This is a genomic window from Dendronalium phyllosphericum CENA369, assembly GCF_016056275.1.
In the GTDB taxonomy this organism is placed as follows: domain Bacteria; phylum Cyanobacteriota; class Cyanobacteriia; order Cyanobacteriales; family Nostocaceae; genus Dendronalium; species Dendronalium phyllosphericum.
The window spans coordinates 1-17,718 of sequence record NZ_JAECZA010000159.1 but is presented as its reverse complement, the minus strand read 5'-3'; the positions used below and the strand labels follow the sequence as shown (position 1 = coordinate 17,718).

The window sequence follows — 17,718 nt, the reverse complement described above, 5'->3', positions numbered from 1 at the left end:
TTAAATTACTAATGTACTATGCCAGCTAAAGATATTTACCATAATGCTGTTAAAAACGCCCTCAAAAAAGAGAACTGGTACATTACCAATGACCCATTTATTTTAAAATGGGGTGCAAGAGATTTATATATCGATCTAGGTGCCCAAAAGCTGATAGCAGCAGAAAAAAGCGGTCAGAAAATAGCAGTAGAAGTTAAAAGCTTTATTGGCGCTTCTCCAGTAGCCGACTTAGAGAACGCTTTGGGACAATATATTTTATACTACGATATTCTTAGCCGCTTAGAACCAGACCGCCGCTTGTATCTTGCTATTCGTCAGGAAACTTACTCAGAATTATTCCAAGAACCAATTGGTAAAATATTGATAGAAAATCAACGTCTTTGTTTACTTGTTTTTGACTCAGAACGAGAGGTAATTAGAGAATGGATACCTTAGATCGTTACCGCCTAATTATCCAAAAAATATTAACAGAATACGCCCAACTTCCCTATGCTTACGGACAACTAGAAAGACAGCTAATTATTGACCAAAATGCAAACCATTACTTGCTACTTACACTAGGTTGGGAAAATAAACAACGGGTACATGGTTGCCTTGTCCACATTGATATTATCAATGATAAAATTTGGATTCAAAGAGACGGCACAGAAGACGGTATTGCTAACGAACTTGTCAGTGCTGGAATTCCCAAAAATCAAATTGTTTTAGCCTTCCAGCCAACAGATGTGAGAAAGTATACTGAATTTGCAATTGCTTAAATTATGCTATATTCCCTAAACTAAATCTTGATGTGTAAAAGACTTAGCATTAGCCCCAGTGTACGCCGCTACAATATGACCGTCACCTGTCATTTGATATTTATATGTCACCAATCCTTCTAAACCAACCGGGCCGCGGGGTGGCATTTGTTGAGTACTAATCCCGACTTCTGCACCAAAACCGTAGCGGAAACCATCAGCAAAGCGGGTAGAACAATTGTGGAATATATTAGCAGAATTAACAAGTCCAAAGAAAGTTTCCACAGCCGCAGAATCTTCAGAGATAATTGCATCGGTATGCCGAGAACCATATTCATTAATATGGGCGATCGCATCTTCTAGAGAATCCACAATTTTAATCGATAAAATAAAATCGCTGTATTCTGTTTGCCAATCTATTTCTGTTGCGGCTGCAATATCAGGCAAAATTGTTAAAGTACGTTCATCGCCTCTTAATTCTACATGACGTTCTGCTAAAGCCTCGGCTGCTTTTGGTAAAAATTCTGTCGCAATCGATTGGTGAACTAATAAAGTTTCAATAGCATTACAAACAGCAGGATATTGCGCTTTGGCATCAACTGTAATCGTAACTGCTTTAGCAATATCAGCTACTTTATCTATATAAAGGTGGCAAATGCCATCAGCATGACCTAATACCGGAATGCGGGTATTTTCCTGCACAAACCGCACAAAAGAATTAGAACCTCTAGGAATAATCAAATCTACATATTTATCTAACTTCAAAAGTTCTAAAGTTTCTTCTCTAGTTGTTAGCAACTGCACCGCATCAGGGTTAACAGCAGTTTGAGATAATCCTTGCTTAATTGCCTTGACTATCGCTTCACAAGAACGCACAGCTTCTTTGCCACCTTTGAGAATTACGCCATTGCCTGACTTGATAGCTAAAGAAACAATTTGAATTGCCGCTTCTGGACGTGCTTCAAAAATAATCCCCAAAACACCCAAAGGACAAGTAATCCGCTTCAAGATTAAGCCAGTATCGAGTTCGCGGTGAATCTGTACTTTCCCAACTTGATCGGCTAACTTGCCAACATCTCGTACCCCAGCGATCGCATCTCTTAATTTATGTTCGTCCAACTGCAAACGCTTATAAAGTGGTTTAGGAATTCCTTCCCCAGCAGCAGCTTCACAATCAGCAACATTTGCCTGCAAAATTTCATCTCTGGCCGATTCTAAAGCTTTGGCGATCGCTTCAATCGCGTGATTTTTCGCCTCAGTAGAAAGAATTGCCAGCTTACTTGCAGCTTGGCGAGTTTGTTGGGCGATCGCAGTTAGGGAAGAAACAACTTGGAAAGTAGTCATGTCACACAAAAACTTGAACTGGGGCAACAATCTTTAGCTTCTACTTATCCTATCAATCTTGGTCGGTCAGTTGTCGTAGACGCGATTAATCGCGTCTGTACAAAAGTCAGTTGTAATTTTTCTCCCTCATCTCCCTCATCCTCCTCATCCCCCTCATCCCGCCTTGCTGCTATCAGATGACTGTGTAAACTCAACTATCTCGACACCAAACACTTCAGCAAAACACTTGGCGACAACGGAACGTACTTCTTGGCAGGTGATACCTGGAATCCATTCGGCTAAACTGCCTACAGGTTTATCAGCAATGCCACAGGGGATAATAAACTCAAAGCCTGTCATATCGGGACATACATTTAAGGCAAAACCGTGCATGGTAATCCAACGGCTGACTTTAATCCCAATGGCAGCAACTTTACGCCCCTCCAACCAAACACCTGTCAAAGATGGAATGCGATCGCCTTGCAACCCATAAACTGCCAATACGCGAATTAATACTTCTTCGAGTTGACGCAAGTACCAATGCAAGTCTTTATGGTGACGTTGCAAATTTAAAATCGGATACCCTACCAGTTGTCCGGGACAATGGTAGGTGACTTCGCCACCACGCTCGATTTTATGTACCTCGAAGTTACTTTTGTCAACCTCAAATTTGAGAAATTCTGGATTGCTTCCTTGCCCCAAAGTATAGACAGGCGGATGTTCTAGCAAAATTAACACATCATCTAGACTGGGGTCATTAATGCGTTCGGTAAGAAGCGATCGCTGCCATTGATGAGCATCTAAATATGGCATTAATCCTGCGTTATATAACAAACAACGGTTATGGGATAGGCTACTACTACGGATCATGCCAAAAATCAACAGAGTTATTGACCAAATATATTTCAACTTCCAAGAATCGAATCAACAAATGTCAAGCTATGCAAAGGATTTTAAAGGAACGTCAAGGGAACCCATTTTATAAAATACAAAATGCTAGTTTATATATAACCTCAATAGGTGTTGGGAGGAATTCTCTACAATCACCATCAGACCACGACAAGAAGAACGAATGCACTGGCTGATGGTTCTAATATATTGTTTGCATCTCAAACAGGATATAACTTCTCAGAATACTTGTGTTATCTATTAACAGCAAACAAATCTCCAAAAATTAACAAGGAGTAACCACTAACAGTTTTGTAAATGTGGCTTAATGAAAAAAGCAGTCAAGGAAGCTATTGCTGAGACTGCCTCAGTTGAGAATTCTCTGTAGGTATCCTACTGATTTGCAACCATTAGGAAACCAGCGCAGAGATAACTGCAAAACGAACATGAATCAGCGCTATGTGTCGCACAACTTAGATACAACCAACTTAGCGAAAGCGCAGCAGTATATCAAAACAGTTCGCGATGTGTTTTGGCGGTAGTGATAGACCTTACCGCAACTTCTTTTCATACAAAACAAATTCACATCAAATATTGAACGGGAGAGTTTACATGAAGCTTGTCATCCACGGCAAAAATATAGAAATTACTGAAGCAATTCGGGATTACGTACATCAAAAGATTGAAAAAGCAGTTAGTCACTTTCAAAACATCACAAATGAAGTGGATGTGCATCTAAGCGTAGCCCGCAACCCCCGAATTAATCCCAAGCAGGCGGCTGAAGTAACTATTTATGCTAATGGTAGTGTCATCCGTGCCGAGGAAAGCAGCGAAAATTTATACGCCAGTATTGACTTAGTAGCAGATAAGATAGCCCGTCAACTGCGTAAATATAAAGAAAGACGGCAAGATCAGAAAACTCATGCCCAACCAACTAACGAAGTATTAGTTCCACAACCAGTAGCAGTAGATTTAATTGGCGATCGCACTCCCGAACTACCCAGCGAAGTCGTCCGCACTAAATATTTTTCCATGCCCCCAATGACTCTTGCAGAAGCTTTAGAACAACTGCAACTAGTAGGGCACGACTTTTATATGTTCCGCAATGCCGAAACTGGAGAGATTAACGTAATTTACGAACGCAACCACGGCGGTTATGGTGTCATTCAACCCCGTAATGGTAACGGTCATACCAACGGCAAGAATGGTAAATCAGCTCATACCAATGTTGCCCCAGAAAAGTTGCACTTGAATAAATAGTGACTGGGGACTGGTGATTGGTGACTAGGGACTGAGAAACAGATAAAAAAGTACTTTTCCCAATACCCAATCCCTAATCTCCAGTACCCAATCCCCAATCCCCTACTTAACTGCAAGCTGTCGCAAGGTTTTCAGTGCTTCTTCAACGTGACCTTTGAAATTAAACATTGAATCAAACACGTATTGCACAATTCCTTGTTGGTCGATGACGTATGTAACGCGACCGGGGAACAAACCAAAAGCTGCGGTTGCACCGTATAGCTTCCGCACTTGGTCGCCTTTGTCACTCAAGAGAGTAAAAGGTAGATTGTGCTTGGCAGCAAATTTTTGGTGCGATTCATTAGAGTCACCACTCACACCAATCACTTCAGCCCCAGCACTTTTAAAAACTTCATACTGGTCGCGGAAAGCGCAGGATTCTGCCGTACATCCAGGCGTGTCGTCCTTGGGATAAAAGTATAGGACAACAGCTTGTTTGCCTCGAAAATCTCTCAGATTTACTGTTGAACCGTTTTGAGCCGGTAAAGTGAAATCAGGAGCAGTATCTCCAACTTTAATTGACATAGCTACTAATAAATTCAAGATTTGATAGAAATTGAATTGGTCAACGCCAACACGTTGTTACAGAAATTTTTTTGTTACTTAATAAAATTTTACCTTGTATTGAGACTATATAAATTTTGCTTGATTACTTGCATCAAGCGGAGTAGCTTAGATACTCATCAAAGATAAAATTCCGCTTATGCGCCTAACTTCACTGGATGTATTCCGTGGCATTACCATCGCTGGGATGATTCTCGTCAACATGATGGGAGTCGTAGATGATGTATATCCACCCTTCGCCCATGCTGATTGGCATGGCTGCACGCCAACTGATTTAGTATTTCCCTTCTTTTTGTTCATTGTTGGTGTGGCAATGACTTTTTCGCTGTCAAAGTACACTGAAGCTAACAAACCTACTAAGGCTGTGTATTTGCGAATCTTGCGCCGCGCCGCCATTCTTTTTGCCATAGGTTTGCTGCTGAATGGCTTTTGGAATCAGGGTGTCTGGACTTTTGATTTAAATAGCATCCGAATTATGGGGGTGTTGCAGCGCATCAGCCTGACATATCTGCTGGCTTCCCTGGCAGTTCTGAATCTACCACGCAAAGGTCAATGGATACTAGCAGCAGTCTTACTTATTGGCTACTGGCTAGCGCTAATGTATATACCAGTTCCCGGTTATGGCGCGGGAGTTTTAACACGGGATGGCAACTTCGGCGCTTATGTCGATCGCCTGATTATACCAAAAGCCCATTTATACAAAGGCGATAGCTTCAACTTTATGGGAGATCCAGAGGGGATATTCAGCACTATCCCGGCGATTGTTACAGTCTTGGCTGGCTACTTCGCAGGGCAATGGATACGCAGCCAACCAGTCAAATCGCGCACGAGTATAGGGTTAGCATTATTTGGCATTGGTTGCATAATTATTGGTTGGGCGTGGGGATGGACATTCCCAATCAACAAAAAGCTGTGGACGAGTTCCTATGTTATTTTTACAGCAGGTTGGGCGTTACTATTGCTAGCGGCTTGTTACGAACTTATCGAAGTGCGGCTGATACGTCGCTGGAGTAAAGCTTTTGAAATTATGGGCTTAAATGCGATCGCCCTTTTCGTTGCATCCGTTTTGTTGATTAAAATCTTAGTTAAAACTACTATTGGCTCTGGTGAAAACGCTCCTACCACCTACAATTGGATTTACCAAAATGTCTTTGCATCTTGGGCAGGTGCGCTAAACGGTTCGCTATTATTTGCTATAGTCACCGTTTTATTATGGTTAGCAGTCGGAATTTTTATGTATCGCCAACGCTGGTTTCTCAAAGTTTAAACTCTGTGCGAACCGTTTTCATCCCAATTCTTCCGCATTAAAATCCACTTTATCGTAAATATCCACTAACAAAACTTGGCAAGGAACAGCAGCCAAGTTTAAACTTTCTTCTGCATCTTCATATTCCGAAAATATCCATTTATTATTCTCCGTTTTAAAGTACTGCTCAACATGCATTTTGTACTGATCGATGAGAATATATTCCTGAAAACTAGGAATCGACCGATAAGCAGCAAACTTTTCATCTCTGTCATAACTTTTGGTGGATTTTGATAACACCTCAGCAATAAATACCGGATTAATCAGAGTGTCTCGTCTTCCTTCTTGATACTCCAAAGGAGTTTTCACCACCATCACATCAGGATAAGTGTGAATTCGCCTGTTAGGAATCCAAAGACGTTGATCTGTGACAGAGACTCGATAAGGTTGACGCTTGAGAAGAAAATTTAGCGTACCGCTTAAGTTAAGAGCGATTTGGTTATGATTTGGTGTTCCGCCTGTCATTTGGATAATTTGACCATCAATATATTCATGACGTTCTTCTGAATTAACTTCGAGTTCTAGGTATTCTTCAGGTGAATAGTAACGTTGTTCTTGTAATTGCATAATCACTAATATTTAAGATTGACGCAATAGAGCCACAAAACCTGCTTGTTCAAAGTGTTTATCATAAGCAAGCGCTTCTAATATATTTTGCTGCTGCATGATTTTGAATGAGGCGCAGTCTGTATGACTCCAAGATTGATCTAAACGTTGATTATATAGTTCGAGTGCGCTGATAAACAGGTTACTAGTTTGCGGAACAACTTCAATATTAGGATTGTTAAGGGATTGATTAATCACATCGACTGCTGCTTGCCTGAATAGTCTACCTTGCTTAGAAAAGGCATTTAATAATTCAGTGAATACCATCTCACTAGTAACTATTTGTAAAAAAGGCATCAACGATGCAGTCACTCTTCTAGCTTTAAGGTGCAGTTCATCCCCGCTATTTAGTAAAGCAATCCAGTAACCCGTATCAGCAAAGACTTTTTTCATTCTTCAATTTTAGGTGATCCGTATAGATAATGATCTAAATTTACTGACATATCACTTGGAAGTTTTGCCCATTCTTCTGGAGGTATTTTAAGGCTAATTTCATCAACAAAATTTAAAAAAGATTGAGAAGGTAAGTTTTGATTAGATTCTACAGGTTGATTTTCATTAACTCTTTGTTTTAGTCTACTTGTGATGAAAAGTAAAAAGTTTAAGACTTCTTCAATTAAAAAGTCTGGTGCTTGCTCGATTTCTCTAATTAATTGTTCTTTTGCAGTCATACTATTGACCTCATTTTAGGTTTGCCGATTCATCCAAGCTGTTGCTGTGGCTTCGTCAGTTTCTATTGCTTATTACCCCAACACTTCTACTTGTTCGCTTGCATTAAGTTCATCAAGAATTCGCCAAAGTTCTTGTAACATCGGCTCTAATCCAGCGCGGGTGACAGCGGAAATTAAGAAAACTGGAGCGTAGGAAAGGTGATTAAGTTGAGTAGCTAGCGCCTCCAAATCCACTGTTTCGCTATCAACTGCATCAATTTTGTTTAGTGCGAGAATTTGCGATCGCTCTGGTAAACCGCGTCCGTATGCTTGCAATTCTTGCTGAATTGTATTGTAATCCCCGATGACATCATCGCTAGTAGCATCAATCAAATGCAGCAACACCCGCGTGCGCTCAATGTGACGCAAGAAATCATGTCCCAATCCTGCACCTTCAGCAGCACCTTCAATCAGTCCGGGAATATCAGCAAAAACTGTACCATCGCCAGTCGGTTTCCGCACTACACCCAAATTCGGGATGAGGGTAGTGAAGGGGTAATCTGCGATTTTCGGGCGTGCGGCTGACAAAGATGAAATTAAAGTAGATTTCCCCGCATTTGGTAAGCCAATAATCCCCACTTCCGCCAATAGTTTCAACTCTAGTCGTAGCTGCTTTCTTTCTCCTTCTAATCCAGGGAGGGCATATTCTGGGGCGCGGTTGCGGTTACTCAAGAAATGCTGATTTCCCAATCCACCTTTACCGCCTTCGGCAATCCGCAATTTCTCTCCAGCTTGGATTAAATCGCCAAGCAAAGCCCCTGTTTCGGCATCATAAACAGCTGTACCACAGGGAACTTCGATAATCAAATCCTTGCCATTTGCTCCTGTACGGTTATTTGGCCCGCCGCGACCGCCATTTTCTGCTTTAAAAAGATGGTTGTATCTGAAATCTAGCAAAGTTTGCAGGTTTTCTTGGGCAATGAAAATTACCGAACCGCCTCGTCCGCCATTACCACCAGAAGGGCCGCCAGCTGGCACATATTTCTCTCGTCGGAAAGCAACAATGCCATCTCCACCCTTACCAGCTTCAACTTCAATTTCTGCTTGATCGATAAATTGCATATTTTTAGAGTCCTGAGTGCTGAGTTGTGAGTTTTAAATTATAAGTTTTTAATTAACTCTTAACTCCAAACTCCTTACTCTTTACTTTTAACTCAGGACTCAGAATCTCAGCACTCAGCACTCAGCACTCAGCACTCAGCACTCAAATATATGGTGAAACATCTTCACCACATTCATCTGCTAGATAGGAGAGGGCGCGAAAACGTAAACCTACAAGTTGTTCGTACAGTGGATTGATTTTACACATCGCCGGAATGTGAACAAGCTTGCGTCCAAACAAAACGACATCTCGCTCAAAGGGACATTGGGAGGGAATCATTTTGCACAAAAAACGGGCAACTCTGGGGTCTTCAATATCTAACTCGTCCAGCCAGTGGCGCATGGGGTCGAGTGGATCGCATGGATGTGTTTTGGGTAAGGCTGGCGCGGGGACTAGCTGCTTTTCTTTTTGTTCAAAGGTATGGCGCAGGGTTTTTAATACATCCTCTTGCAGTTCCAATGCTTGGCAAAACTTGTGGAGGATTTCGTCTTCACTCAGAGAATATGTACCATCTGCGATCGCTACCATCACAGCTGTCCGTAAAAAATTTTCCGCTGCTGGTGTATTTTTACCCAACACTGCGGTTAATTCTTCTGGTGTAATTACCTCTAGCGATTCCCATTTTAAGCTAGGAGCTAATTGTTCCTTAGTGATACTAGCAATAGCCTCTTGTTCGTATTCGTCAAAATTACCATCTGCCCAAGCAACAGTGAGCAGTCCACGCAACCAAGCGGCAATTTGTTCTATGCTGTAGGGGGATTGAACGGCACTTGTCATATACTCACGCCTCAAGCTTTCTTCGGACAATACTAGTATAAAAAGGCTGAAGTATGAAATCTGACGGTACTTGCAAATAAAAATATCTTATTTCAAGTGTTGACAGTCAACAACTTTAATGCATTATGATGCATTGGCATTGTCAGGCGATGCATTAACATTGCATCGGGATGCATTGGCATTGTCAGGCGATGCATTGGCATTGTCAGACATGCATTAACATTGCAGGGTATTGCCAAAGTAAAAGGGATTAGGAATTGGGTGTCAAATCGCTCATATTATGGTGGGGGCTTTGACCCACCACCAAATTTTAAAAAACTTTTATTGGAATTGATGCAAGATATGAATTATACTCACTGAGAATTTAATTATTATAAAGTTCGGTATAAAGGTGAAAGCGAAAACGGAAAAATGCTAGTTTTTCCACCTTTACTCCAAGCCCCTTCGGGGCGGGTGTAGGGTGTGGGGTGTAGGGTGTAGGGGGAAGAACTAGCCCCGAAGTAAGGTTTAAAGCCTCGATGCCACTTGCTATATGCCGGGAAACCCGTCCACCGCAGTGGCTCCCCCTTGTGGGCGAAAGAATCCTTATTTCTCAAGGCAGGTAGAAACCCCGCCCCTTGTGGGTGGCTTAATTTCCCTACACCCCACACCCTATCCCCTACACCCTGTTCATCCTTTAATCAAACAGTATTGACTTAACTCTTAGAACTCAGGACTTAGGATGCCTTCTGGTCGAACGCACGATCGCATTACTTTGTATGCTCTGCCGTTTGTAACAGGTGTCACTTTCTGGCAGACTCATAGTGGTAATGTGACTTTGCTGGTTGCAGGTGGGTTTCTGTTTGGCGGGCTGATGTTTGGCCCGGATTTAGATATTTATTCTGTTCAATACCAACGCTGGGGTTTTGTGCGTTGGATTTGGCTACCTTATCAAAAAAGTCTTCGCCATCGTTCTTTCTTATCCCACGGGCCGATTATCGGCACGACGCTGCGGGTGCTTTATCTCGGCTGTTTGCTAGGTATCTTGGCAATTTTGATTTTGCCTATTGCTACAAAGCTTTGGAATGTTACTTTTACTTGGGAGGATTTGGGTGCAATTATTGAGCGATCGCTAACAGCTTACAGTACGGAATTTCTTGCCCTCTTCTTAGGCTTGGAATTGGGCGCTATGAGCCATTCTCTCAGCGATTGGAGCGGTTCGGCATACAAGCGGATGCAAAAGCAGGGAGTTCGCGGGTTGCTTTCTAGTGGCAAAATTAAAAAACGTAAAGCAACGAGTCGCGGTAGTAGTCGGCCTAAACCGAAAACCAGCAAAAACCGCACAAAGTAATAGCGATCGTTTTCAACCACAGAGAACGCAGAGAACGCGGAGTTTTTATTAGTTATGCAATTCAATCAAAATCATACTGATACTTTGGCGGCACTACAAGAGTTAATTGAGGTGGTGGCAAAGTTGCGATCGCCTGATGGTGGTTGTCCTTGGGATTTGCAACAAACTCCCCAAACGCTGATACCCTATGTAATTGAAGAAGCTTATGAAGTGGTAGATGCGATTAAAAGTGGGGAGAAAGATGCGATCGCAGAAGAATTAGGAGATTTACTTTTGCAAGTAGTACTGCAAGCCCAAATCGCTAGCGAATACGGACAATTTTCTCTGCAAGAAGTCGCTGAAGGGATTTCCCAAAAGTTGATTCGCCGTCATCCTCATGTATTTGGTGATGTGTCGGTACAAAGTGTGGATGAGGTGCGGCAAAACTGGGAACAAATCAAAGCTGCGGAAAAGGGCGAACCATCCTCAGAAAGTCAAAAACTCAGTGCTAAACTCAGTCGCTATGGACGTACTCTTCCCCCATTGATGGCAGCAATGAAAATTTCTCAAAAGGCTGCGGCTGTAGGGTTTGAATGGGAAAACATTGATGGAGTGTGGGACAAGTTTCATGAGGAATTAGGCGAGTTTCAACAAGCTTTAGCCCAAGAAACACCCGAACGACAACAAGCAGAACTAGGGGATTTATTGTTTGCCATTCTTCAGCTAGCCCGTTGGCATAATCTCGATCCTAGCGCGGCATTACAAGGTACAAATCAACGATTTGTTCAGCGGCTAGAAAAAATGGAGGCAGTTGTTGACCGCCCCCTTTCTGATTACAGTTTGGATGAGTTGGAGACTCTTTGGCAACAGGCAAAAGCTCAATTAGCCAAAGAGCAGTGATATATCTACTTTACAATTTGATGGTGACAGTTTTGACTTCGGTATATTGCTGTAAGCCATATTCGCCTAATTCTCGACCGATACTAGATTACTTGAATCCACCGAAGGGTGCAGCAGCGTCAAATACGTCGTAGCAATTTACCCAGACTGTACCAGCACGGACATTGTTAGCGATCGCATAAGCTTTAGTGATATCTTTTGTCCAGTTGCAATCTGCTGTATGTTTTCTCAGGAGATGAAGTTTGCTGTATTATGATTTGGGATTTCTACCTCGTTCCATAGTGCAACTTGAGTTAATCCCTGCTGCAAACCTTGTTCCCATGCTTCGCGTAATGTTTGAGGTTGAATTGCAAAGTTATGCATGATTATTAGTTAGTTGCACTCTGCTTCAATAATACCTAGAAATATATAGCCGTAGTCACACCCTTTAGGATATTTTGAAAGCATGAATATTAGGAATAGTAATAGTTTTACCTCCTGCCTCCTACAACACTCAGCACTAAAGAAATGGAGGCAGTTAGCAACCGCCTCCTAACAAATAAAGCTTGGATGTATTGAGAAATGCTCTGGCAACAGGCTAAAAACTCGACTACCTGTTGCTCAAAAACATAATCAAGACCACTCCTAGGATAATCGATCCGCCACCAAGAAGGAATGACCAGAAGCGATGGTAACTATTGACAATAGTGCCATTTTCACTTTGGAGTTGGATCAAATCCATCCAAGGTGCAACGCCTCGGCGGAACCAACCCACAGCCCCAACTTGTTCGCCAATCAAGCTTTGCACTCGCTTCATCCCAAACAGAAAATTACCAATAGGGCCAAAGCGTGAGGCGTAATGCAGATAAAGCATACCGCTACGGTCTTGGATTTTTAAATCAGAACCAAATTTATAACCAGAGTCGCCACGACCAATTAGCTGACCTTCTAGTTTTGCAGGTTGTCCGCGTAACGGACTGGCATAAGGGTCTGACATCAGGGTGAGAATGTCAGTTTCTGGTGCTTGCTTGTAGCTTGGAAACATCACAAAGGCTTTGATTGCAATTCCTATGCCTAAACCGATGAGTGGCATACCTATTGTTAAACCTGGGTTTGCAGAACTTGACCCAAGAATAACGCCAAGTACTAAGCCAGCTAAGAAACCAATAGTTTCAGCACCGTATAGGACAATATCTAACAAGAAGTTACCGTAAAGCCTACTCTTATTCAGGTTTTTGCCTTCTCCTACAACTCGCCCCATGTCAAACTCAGTTGGTAAACCTAGCTGTTCGGCATAGGTGCTAAGGGCACGAACTCGTTTGCCAGTTAAGGGGTGAGTCGAATTTAACTCCATCCACCAACCCCACGGATTAAACATATCCCACAAAAAGACGCGACCAATTTTTTGGGGGTCGGATGCGATGCGATAAGCTGTTCCTGTGGAAGCTGCGGCTTTGGGGTCATAAATACCCAAGGCGCGAGTCCCTTCAATTAAACGGCTGGGTTCTTGCGACCTTGAACCTTCTTCGAGAATCCCGTAGGCAATTTTCACCAAAGCACGAGATAGTCCATTAGGGTTGCCTGTGCTTTCTGCGGCGAAGTGGTCAGCGAAGTATTCCCGCGTGCGAGAAAGATACAACAGTAAGTAAGTGCCAATGATGTAAAAGATATAAGCAACTAGACCAGCTGTTTGGATGGCATCTTTGATTTTGTTGTCGCCACCGCCACGACCCAATCTTCTGGCTGTGCTGTAAATCAAATAGCAAATTTGCACTAAAGTAGATGCGATCGTCATCACTGCAAAGTCCCAATGGACGATGTGCCCTAATTCGTGGGCGTAGACGGTAGCAACTTCATCATCATCTAGGTAAGTGAAGAGTCCCTGACTGACGACTAACCGGGCACTGTTAGGCAGTGAACCATAAGTAAAAGCAGTGGGGTTTTGATCGTTAATAATTCCCAAACGCGGTGTTTTGAGATTTTTCTCCTGGCAGACTTGACGAATAACTTTAGCTGTCTCTGGACTGAGACTTTCAACTTCTGCCAACTCTACCCAGCGAGTTTGGTAAAGCCAGCTTTGAGTTAAGTCCATGAGGAACGGAGACAGGAAAAAGGCAGCGATATTAAAAATTAATGTAATACCAATCGCGATCGCTAGTCCTTGGAGCGGATCGTTGCTACCCAAAATCAATACTAAGCTCAAGCCCAGAACCAACACCATGCCAAATAGCAAGGTCATGGTAACTCCAGAGGCTAACACCAGACTACCACCCACACCTCCCATCGCTAATTTCACACCAGCAGTCGCAGCACGTCCTGCTGTTTGGATGGCATTAGATTGGGCAGTTGGCACTTGAGGAAAAGATTGACGGGCTTGTTCTGCCCAACTGCGAACCTGTGGGTTTTCGCTAACAATCAACTTTTGCCACAGACTCATAGCTTTTTCGATTTCTCCCGTACCTTGATAGGCTTTCATCAGCCACATTTGGGCTGAAAGGTATTCTGAGGAATTGCGTTCGCTACAATTGCGGCAGAATTGTTCTAGCAATTCAACTGCTTCTTGATAACGTCCTTGTTGAAAGGCATCTAATCCAGATTGCAATGACATAAAGTCTCCTTGCTAAAGGAGTGGTATTTTATCTATCAATACTCAATAGATTCAGCACTCGTCATCGCAGTTACGGAAAATAACCAATGTATAAATTATTTTTTTACCTTGCACGAGTAGCTGTTTGACAGGGAAAATACGAATGGGCAGGGTGTAGGGGGGAGGGTGTCTGACTTTTCACGGGAAGTCCTCAAACCCTTGTTAAGGCTGGGGGTAGGGGGTAGGGTGTAGGGTGTAGGGAAAACAAGAAAGCCTGACTACACCCCACACCCTCGCTCATGCGTCCACATACCGTGAAAAGTCAGGTCGGGTATCGGGAAAAATTAAGACTATATAACTTTTGGCGGACTAAATCCGAATTTTACCTGTCCTGAGAGGGTAGTTAGGTGAGGATGCTTAAACAGTTACCTCACAAATTTCCACCTTTCTACTAATCCTTTTGTGCGAGGACAAAAGCCTATTGATTAAGTCATCCTGTTTACAAGGAAACTTAATCCGCGTGCCAAGTTTTTAGGAAACTTCGGTCATTAGTTTCTGTTGCTTTTGAGGTTATAAAGATGAAACTAGAGATTCTAGCTACTACAGCATTACTAGGCACACTCAGCTTAACTGTTCCCGCACAAGCTGCAAATCCTGCTCATGTCAGACAGTTACTGAGAACTGGAAGTTGTCCGGGGTGTGAATTAGCAGGCGCAAATCTGAGACAAGCTCACTTAATTGGTGCTGATTTGAGAAATGCCAACTTAAAGGGAGCTAAACTTAACTCTGCTAACCTAGAAGGTGCGGATCTCACTGGTGCTAATCTCAAGGGCGCAGATTTGACTAAAGTTTTTGCAAGTGATGCTAGCTTAAGTGGAACCGACCTGACAAATGTCAAGCTTACCGATGCTACGCTCTATAATGCTGACTTGGAAGGAGCTGTGTTATTAGGTGCTGATTTGAACGGAGCCATACTATACAGTGCTGTACCATCTAAGTAGATTGGCGCTCAAACATGGATAAATGTCGAAATACTTTGTAGTTCAGGCGATCGCTTATTTGCGCGAACAAGTATATCTTTGCATTCTTTGTTCAACTTATATAGGGGTGCTGCGATCGCAGCACCCCTACTTATATTTTACCCCTTGACTTCATCAGCAAAATTGCTCCAACGCACAAAGTGAAATGGCCCAGCTATAGAACCCCACAAACGCTCATCGCTTTCTAAATCTCGCCCTCGGTCGAGGCTGAGAAATTTTTCAGCGTCAATCTCAAATTCATTATCAAGATAAGTATTTTTTCCGTTGCGAACCACGATGCAACCTTTCCCAGGTTCAACCCTACCTTTGAAGCTGTTGCCTGTCCACTCTACAATCATGTTACAACCTGGCATTTTCTCTAGTTGCTCAACAGAGAGGTTTTTCAAGAGTTCGAGGTTGCGGGATGCGCCGTAAAACTTTTGTTCTTCCTTAAGATTGTAGTGTTCGATAACAATGTGGTTTTCTGCTTCAATCAACTTCATCACCCGCATTCGGTACGGTTGACCGAGCATATAATCATAAGCTTGTTCGAGAAACAAGCCGATTCCAGATAACAGTTCTAAAGGAAGAGGACGGATACAGACGCGAATGTGGGCATACAAAGGCGGGTTTTCAAAGGCTTGTTCTTGATTGCTAAAATCTGCTGCCATCCAGCGAGCTAAAGTGACAATATCTTTAGAATGAGTCATTAAATACGATTGACCAGTTGCTTGAAAATTATATGGGAGTATTGTAAAGCTTAGAAATCACCAATGGGGATAATTACTAATGTTTTATGCGTCAAACAAATTGGCAGTTAAAGTTGTTAGGCATAGGCATAATTACCAATGTCTTATACTTAATTTCCGATCGCCACTAATGAAACTTGCTCAAAGTCAGGTAAAGTACCAATGCTACGGCGCTTAATTTTTACTATTGTCGTTATACTTTTTAGCAATTCTTTGGCTTTAGCAGAGACTAAAAACCCAGAAGAACTTGATAAATTTCCTCCCAGCCCGTTAGAAATTACTACACCCGATCCACTGCTGCCAAATTTAAGCGGTAAACAGCAGTTAACTCCTGAACAACAGCTAAACCTGGAGTTAGCGCTGAATGAGTTGAATCAACAAGCTACAGCGAAACTACAAGCTGGCGATAAGGTAGCAGCATTTGAGATTTGGAACCGGGAACTACGCTTGCGGCGCTTTTTAGGCGCGTTGGCAGAGGTACAAGCACTGTCACGAGTAGGTGCGATCGCTTGGAATGAAAGCGAACGTCAAGAGATATACTACATTACTCAACGATTGCAAGCAATCCAAAAACAGGCACAACCACCAAAAAATGTTGCTAAAAAAACTGTTGCCCCAACAACTGTCAATCTCGAACTGTTGCGATCGCTAGCTGAAGCTTATCAAAATGTGCGATCGTTCAAACCTGCCTTGGAAGTTTATAACCAAATTTTGGCAGTAAGGCGACAACAGCAAAATGAAGTAGCAGTAGTACAAACTCTTCAAACCATTGGAGAATTGAATCTAGCTTGGTTCGATTATCCTCAAGCTGCTACCACCTACGAAGAATTATTAAATTTAGCTACTTCTGTTGGCGATCGCCCTAATGAATTAATATACCTGCAACAGCTAGCTTATATTTACGAGCAGGGGAAACAACCACAGCAAGCAATAAATGTGCGGGATAAGCTAGCAAAAATTTACACAGATGAAAACGATCTGACTAAAATACCAGTATTGAAAATAGCGATCGGTTCAAATTATGAATCCTTAGCAAAAGAGAATCCTAATTTACTGCGAGAAGCTTTTAACAATTATCAAGAAGCTTACAACACTGCTTGGCAATTGCAAGAGTATACTCGTGCTGGTGAAGCTTTGCAGAAATTAATTGCGCTATATCGTTCTCAAGGACAAACAGATGAGGCGTTACAAGCTAGTCAAATTCTTTTAGAAACCCAACAACGAGCCGTTAACTTTTATGGACTAATGCAAACCTATGACCAAATAGGGCAAATTTATCTAGAACGCAAAGATTATGCTCAAGCACGAACAGCCTTTCAACAAGGTCTAGAACTGGCGCAACAACTCAAACTTCCAGAAGCACACTTCACTCAGCAGATTGAAAAATTACCAAAATAAAAGTCAGTTGTCAGTTGTCAGTAGTTAAGAAGAGGATGGGGAAATCGGGAGAATAAAGAGTAGTTTATGTATAAGCTAATCATCATTCAAATTGCATCCCCCGAAGTTTGCAAGGGCGGGGGGAACCCTCCGAAGTTGCTCCACTTGGTGAGGCAGTCGGAATCTTGGCGGTTCCCGTCGAGTCCGAACTGCCGTTAGCGACGCAGGAGCGTCACCCGAAGGGGCAAAGACGACACTTGCTTCAACCGAGGGAACCTCGGCAACGCAGTGTCTCCCCAAGACCGCACTTCTCTCCGCACGCAACTTCTCTCGGCTTCTCCCCCTCTCCGCGTCCCCGCGTCTTTCTAGGAGTTTGAACTATGCAATTTAAAAGCGCATCAGCTTAGTCTTTTTCTCCTCTGCTCCCCTGCTTTCTCTAATATCTATTTGCTAAAAGCATCCTTGATATTATCAACAGCTTTTTCA

At 42.6% G+C, this 17,718-nt stretch carries 22 protein-coding genes; 9 read left to right on the top strand and 13 right to left on the bottom strand.

Annotation, left to right across the window (positions count from 1 at the left end; translation table 11 throughout):
- Window positions 1-18: 18 nt before the first annotated feature.
- Both I8752_RS21630 and I8752_RS21625 read left to right on the top strand, forming a co-directional pair.
- Window positions 19-435, top strand: coding sequence for a XisH family protein (locus I8752_RS21630; RefSeq protein WP_214434342.1), 417 nt, complete (start codon window positions 19-21; stop codon window positions 433-435).
- Entirely contained in the window at window positions 423-758 is a 336-nt protein-coding gene (locus tag I8752_RS21625) for a XisI protein (protein ID WP_214434341.1), read from the top strand. The genes I8752_RS21630 and I8752_RS21625 overlap by 13 nt, the downstream gene beginning before the upstream one ends.
- 15 nt (window positions 759-773) lie before the next feature.
- On the opposite strand, the gene I8752_RS21620 is transcribed toward I8752_RS21625, so the two are convergent.
- Together I8752_RS21620 and lipB are read right to left on the bottom strand one after the other, a co-directional pair.
- The gene (locus tag I8752_RS21620) at window positions 774-2,081 is read right to left on the bottom strand and encodes a glutamate-5-semialdehyde dehydrogenase (RefSeq protein WP_214434340.1); all 1,308 of its coding nucleotides are present in this window, start codon (window positions 2,079-2,081) and stop codon (window positions 774-776) included.
- A gap of 153 nt (window positions 2,082-2,234) precedes the next feature.
- Complete coding sequence (gene lipB / locus I8752_RS21615) at window positions 2,235-2,930, bottom strand: lipoyl(octanoyl) transferase LipB (RefSeq protein WP_214434365.1); 696 nt, start codon at window positions 2,928-2,930, stop codon at window positions 2,235-2,237.
- A gap of 630 nt (window positions 2,931-3,560) precedes the next feature.
- Here lipB and hpf point away from each other — a divergent pair.
- Entirely contained in the window at window positions 3,561-4,208 is a 648-nt protein-coding gene (gene hpf, locus I8752_RS21610) for a ribosome hibernation-promoting factor, HPF/YfiA family (RefSeq protein WP_214434339.1), read from the top strand.
- 102 nt (window positions 4,209-4,310) lie between these two features.
- Here the strand turns inward: hpf and I8752_RS21605 are convergent, their stop codons facing one another.
- On the bottom strand, window positions 4,311-4,772 hold the full coding sequence (locus tag I8752_RS21605) for a peroxiredoxin (RefSeq protein ID WP_214434338.1): 462 nt from the start codon (window positions 4,770-4,772) through the stop codon (window positions 4,311-4,313).
- A gap of 178 nt (window positions 4,773-4,950) precedes the next feature.
- Here I8752_RS21605 and I8752_RS21600 point away from each other — a divergent pair, with 178 nt between their 5' ends.
- The gene (locus tag I8752_RS21600; RefSeq protein ID WP_214434337.1) at window positions 4,951-6,078 is read left to right on the top strand and encodes an acyltransferase family protein; all 1,128 of its coding nucleotides are present in this window, start codon (window positions 4,951-4,953) and stop codon (window positions 6,076-6,078) included.
- 18 nt (window positions 6,079-6,096) lie between these two features.
- Here the strand turns inward: I8752_RS21600 and I8752_RS21595 are convergent, their stop codons facing one another.
- From I8752_RS21595 to I8752_RS21570, 6 genes are all read right to left on the bottom strand, one after another.
- Window positions 6,097-6,684: a Uma2 family endonuclease gene (locus I8752_RS21595; protein WP_225895825.1), complete on the bottom strand. Its 588-nt coding sequence runs from the start codon at window positions 6,682-6,684 to the stop codon at window positions 6,097-6,099.
- A 12-nt stretch (window positions 6,685-6,696) separates the two neighbouring features.
- The gene (locus I8752_RS21590) at window positions 6,697-7,116 is read right to left on the bottom strand and encodes a type II toxin-antitoxin system VapC family toxin (protein ID WP_214434336.1); all 420 of its coding nucleotides are present in this window, start codon (window positions 7,114-7,116) and stop codon (window positions 6,697-6,699) included.
- Window positions 7,113-7,394, bottom strand: coding sequence for a hypothetical protein (locus I8752_RS21585; RefSeq protein ID WP_214434335.1), 282 nt, complete (start codon window positions 7,392-7,394; stop codon window positions 7,113-7,115). Before I8752_RS21585 ends, I8752_RS21590 begins: the two co-directional genes overlap by 4 nt.
- Window positions 7,395-7,466: 72 nt before the next feature.
- Window positions 7,467-8,495 (bottom strand): GTPase ObgE, encoded by a 1,029-nt coding sequence (obgE, locus tag I8752_RS21580; protein ID WP_214434334.1) that lies wholly within the window; start codon window positions 8,493-8,495, stop codon window positions 7,467-7,469.
- Between the two features lie 142 nt (window positions 8,496-8,637).
- Window positions 8,638-9,312 (bottom strand): Mo-dependent nitrogenase C-terminal domain-containing protein, encoded by a 675-nt coding sequence (locus I8752_RS21575; protein WP_214434333.1) that lies wholly within the window; start codon window positions 9,310-9,312, stop codon window positions 8,638-8,640.
- 371 nt (window positions 9,313-9,683) lie between these two features.
- On the bottom strand, window positions 9,684-9,908 hold the full coding sequence (locus tag I8752_RS21570; RefSeq protein WP_214434332.1) for a hypothetical protein: 225 nt from the start codon (window positions 9,906-9,908) through the stop codon (window positions 9,684-9,686).
- 125 nt (window positions 9,909-10,033) lie between these two features.
- On the opposite strand from I8752_RS21570, the gene I8752_RS21565 reads away from it, so the two are divergent.
- Complete coding sequence (locus tag I8752_RS21565) at window positions 10,034-10,642, top strand: metal-binding protein (protein ID WP_214434331.1); 609 nt, start codon at window positions 10,034-10,036, stop codon at window positions 10,640-10,642.
- A 54-nt stretch (window positions 10,643-10,696) separates the two neighbouring features.
- Window positions 10,697-11,521 (top strand): nucleoside triphosphate pyrophosphohydrolase, encoded by an 825-nt coding sequence (gene mazG / locus I8752_RS21560; protein WP_214434330.1) that lies wholly within the window; start codon window positions 10,697-10,699, stop codon window positions 11,519-11,521.
- 88 nt (window positions 11,522-11,609) lie between these two features.
- Here mazG and I8752_RS38450 read toward each other — a convergent pair whose 3' ends face one another.
- The 3 genes from I8752_RS38450 to I8752_RS21550 form a co-directional block, all read right to left on the bottom strand.
- On the bottom strand, window positions 11,610-11,714 hold the full coding sequence (locus I8752_RS38450; RefSeq protein ID WP_318780880.1) for an aldehyde dehydrogenase family protein: 105 nt from the start codon (window positions 11,712-11,714) through the stop codon (window positions 11,610-11,612).
- 35 nt (window positions 11,715-11,749) lie between these two features.
- Window positions 11,750-11,884, bottom strand: a complete 135-nt coding sequence (locus tag I8752_RS38125; protein WP_263985791.1) for a hypothetical protein — start codon at window positions 11,882-11,884, stop codon at window positions 11,750-11,752.
- Window positions 11,885-12,110: 226 nt separating this feature from the next.
- The gene (locus I8752_RS21550) at window positions 12,111-14,108 is read right to left on the bottom strand and encodes a zinc metalloprotease HtpX (protein WP_214434329.1); all 1,998 of its coding nucleotides are present in this window, start codon (window positions 14,106-14,108) and stop codon (window positions 12,111-12,113) included.
- Between the two features lie 557 nt (window positions 14,109-14,665).
- Between I8752_RS21550 and I8752_RS21545 the strand changes: the two genes are divergently transcribed.
- Window positions 14,666-15,088, top strand: coding sequence for a pentapeptide repeat-containing protein (locus tag I8752_RS21545; RefSeq protein ID WP_214434328.1), 423 nt, complete (start codon window positions 14,666-14,668; stop codon window positions 15,086-15,088).
- A gap of 22 nt (window positions 15,089-15,110) precedes the next feature.
- Window positions 15,111-15,236 (top strand): hypothetical protein, encoded by a 126-nt coding sequence (locus I8752_RS38120; protein ID WP_263985788.1) that lies wholly within the window; start codon window positions 15,111-15,113, stop codon window positions 15,234-15,236.
- Here I8752_RS38120 and I8752_RS21540 read toward each other — a convergent pair.
- Window positions 15,226-15,816, bottom strand: coding sequence for a chromophore lyase CpcT/CpeT (locus I8752_RS21540; RefSeq protein ID WP_214434327.1), 591 nt, complete (start codon window positions 15,814-15,816; stop codon window positions 15,226-15,228). The two genes, I8752_RS38120 and I8752_RS21540, sit on opposite strands and share 11 nt — an antisense overlap.
- Before the next feature lie 201 nt (window positions 15,817-16,017).
- Here I8752_RS21540 and I8752_RS21535 point away from each other — a divergent pair, with 201 nt between their 5' ends.
- The gene (locus I8752_RS21535; RefSeq protein ID WP_214434326.1) at window positions 16,018-17,253 is read left to right on the top strand and encodes a tetratricopeptide repeat protein; all 1,236 of its coding nucleotides are present in this window, start codon (window positions 16,018-16,020) and stop codon (window positions 17,251-17,253) included.
- The last annotated feature ends 465 nt before the right edge of the window (window positions 17,254-17,718 follow it).

What these genes read in the sequence shown, in the direction of transcription:
- I8752_RS21630 (WP_214434342.1), top strand. Translation starts at nt 19, where the DNA reads ATGCCAGCTAAAGATATTTACCATAATGCTGTTAAAAACGCCCTCAAA.
- I8752_RS21625 (WP_214434341.1), top strand. Translation starts at nt 423, where the DNA reads ATGGATACCTTAGATCGTTACCGCCTAATTATCCAAAAAATATTAACA.
- I8752_RS21620 (WP_214434340.1), bottom strand. Translation starts at nt 2,081, where the DNA reads ATGACTACTTTCCAAGTTGTTTCTTCCCTAACTGCGATCGCCCAACAA.
- lipB (WP_214434365.1), bottom strand. Translation starts at nt 2,930, where the DNA reads ATGATCCGTAGTAGTAGCCTATCCCATAACCGTTGTTTGTTATATAAC.
- hpf (WP_214434339.1), top strand. Translation starts at nt 3,561, where the DNA reads ATGAAGCTTGTCATCCACGGCAAAAATATAGAAATTACTGAAGCAATT.
- I8752_RS21605 (WP_214434338.1), bottom strand. Translation starts at nt 4,772, where the DNA reads ATGTCAATTAAAGTTGGAGATACTGCTCCTGATTTCACTTTACCGGCT.
- I8752_RS21600 (WP_214434337.1), top strand. Translation starts at nt 4,951, where the DNA reads ATGCGCCTAACTTCACTGGATGTATTCCGTGGCATTACCATCGCTGGG.
- I8752_RS21595 (WP_225895825.1), bottom strand. Translation starts at nt 6,684, where the DNA reads ATGCAATTACAAGAACAACGTTACTATTCACCTGAAGAATACCTAGAA.
- I8752_RS21590 (WP_214434336.1), bottom strand. Translation starts at nt 7,116, where the DNA reads ATGAAAAAAGTCTTTGCTGATACGGGTTACTGGATTGCTTTACTAAAT.
- I8752_RS21585 (WP_214434335.1), bottom strand. Translation starts at nt 7,394, where the DNA reads ATGACTGCAAAAGAACAATTAATTAGAGAAATCGAGCAAGCACCAGAC.
- obgE (WP_214434334.1), bottom strand. Translation starts at nt 8,495, where the DNA reads ATGCAATTTATCGATCAAGCAGAAATTGAAGTTGAAGCTGGTAAGGGT.
- I8752_RS21575 (WP_214434333.1), bottom strand. Translation starts at nt 9,312, where the DNA reads ATGACAAGTGCCGTTCAATCCCCCTACAGCATAGAACAAATTGCCGCT.
- I8752_RS21565 (WP_214434331.1), top strand. Translation starts at nt 10,034, where the DNA reads ATGCCTTCTGGTCGAACGCACGATCGCATTACTTTGTATGCTCTGCCG.
- mazG (WP_214434330.1), top strand. Translation starts at nt 10,697, where the DNA reads ATGCAATTCAATCAAAATCATACTGATACTTTGGCGGCACTACAAGAG.
- I8752_RS38125 (WP_263985791.1), bottom strand. Translation starts at nt 11,884, where the DNA reads ATGCATAACTTTGCAATTCAACCTCAAACATTACGCGAAGCATGGGAA.
- I8752_RS21550 (WP_214434329.1), bottom strand. Translation starts at nt 14,108, where the DNA reads ATGTCATTGCAATCTGGATTAGATGCCTTTCAACAAGGACGTTATCAA.
- I8752_RS21545 (WP_214434328.1), top strand. Translation starts at nt 14,666, where the DNA reads ATGAAACTAGAGATTCTAGCTACTACAGCATTACTAGGCACACTCAGC.
- I8752_RS38120 (WP_263985788.1), top strand. Translation starts at nt 15,111, where the DNA reads ATGTCGAAATACTTTGTAGTTCAGGCGATCGCTTATTTGCGCGAACAA.
- I8752_RS21540 (WP_214434327.1), bottom strand. Translation starts at nt 15,816, where the DNA reads ATGACTCATTCTAAAGATATTGTCACTTTAGCTCGCTGGATGGCAGCA.
- I8752_RS21535 (WP_214434326.1), top strand. Translation starts at nt 16,018, where the DNA reads ATGCTACGGCGCTTAATTTTTACTATTGTCGTTATACTTTTTAGCAAT.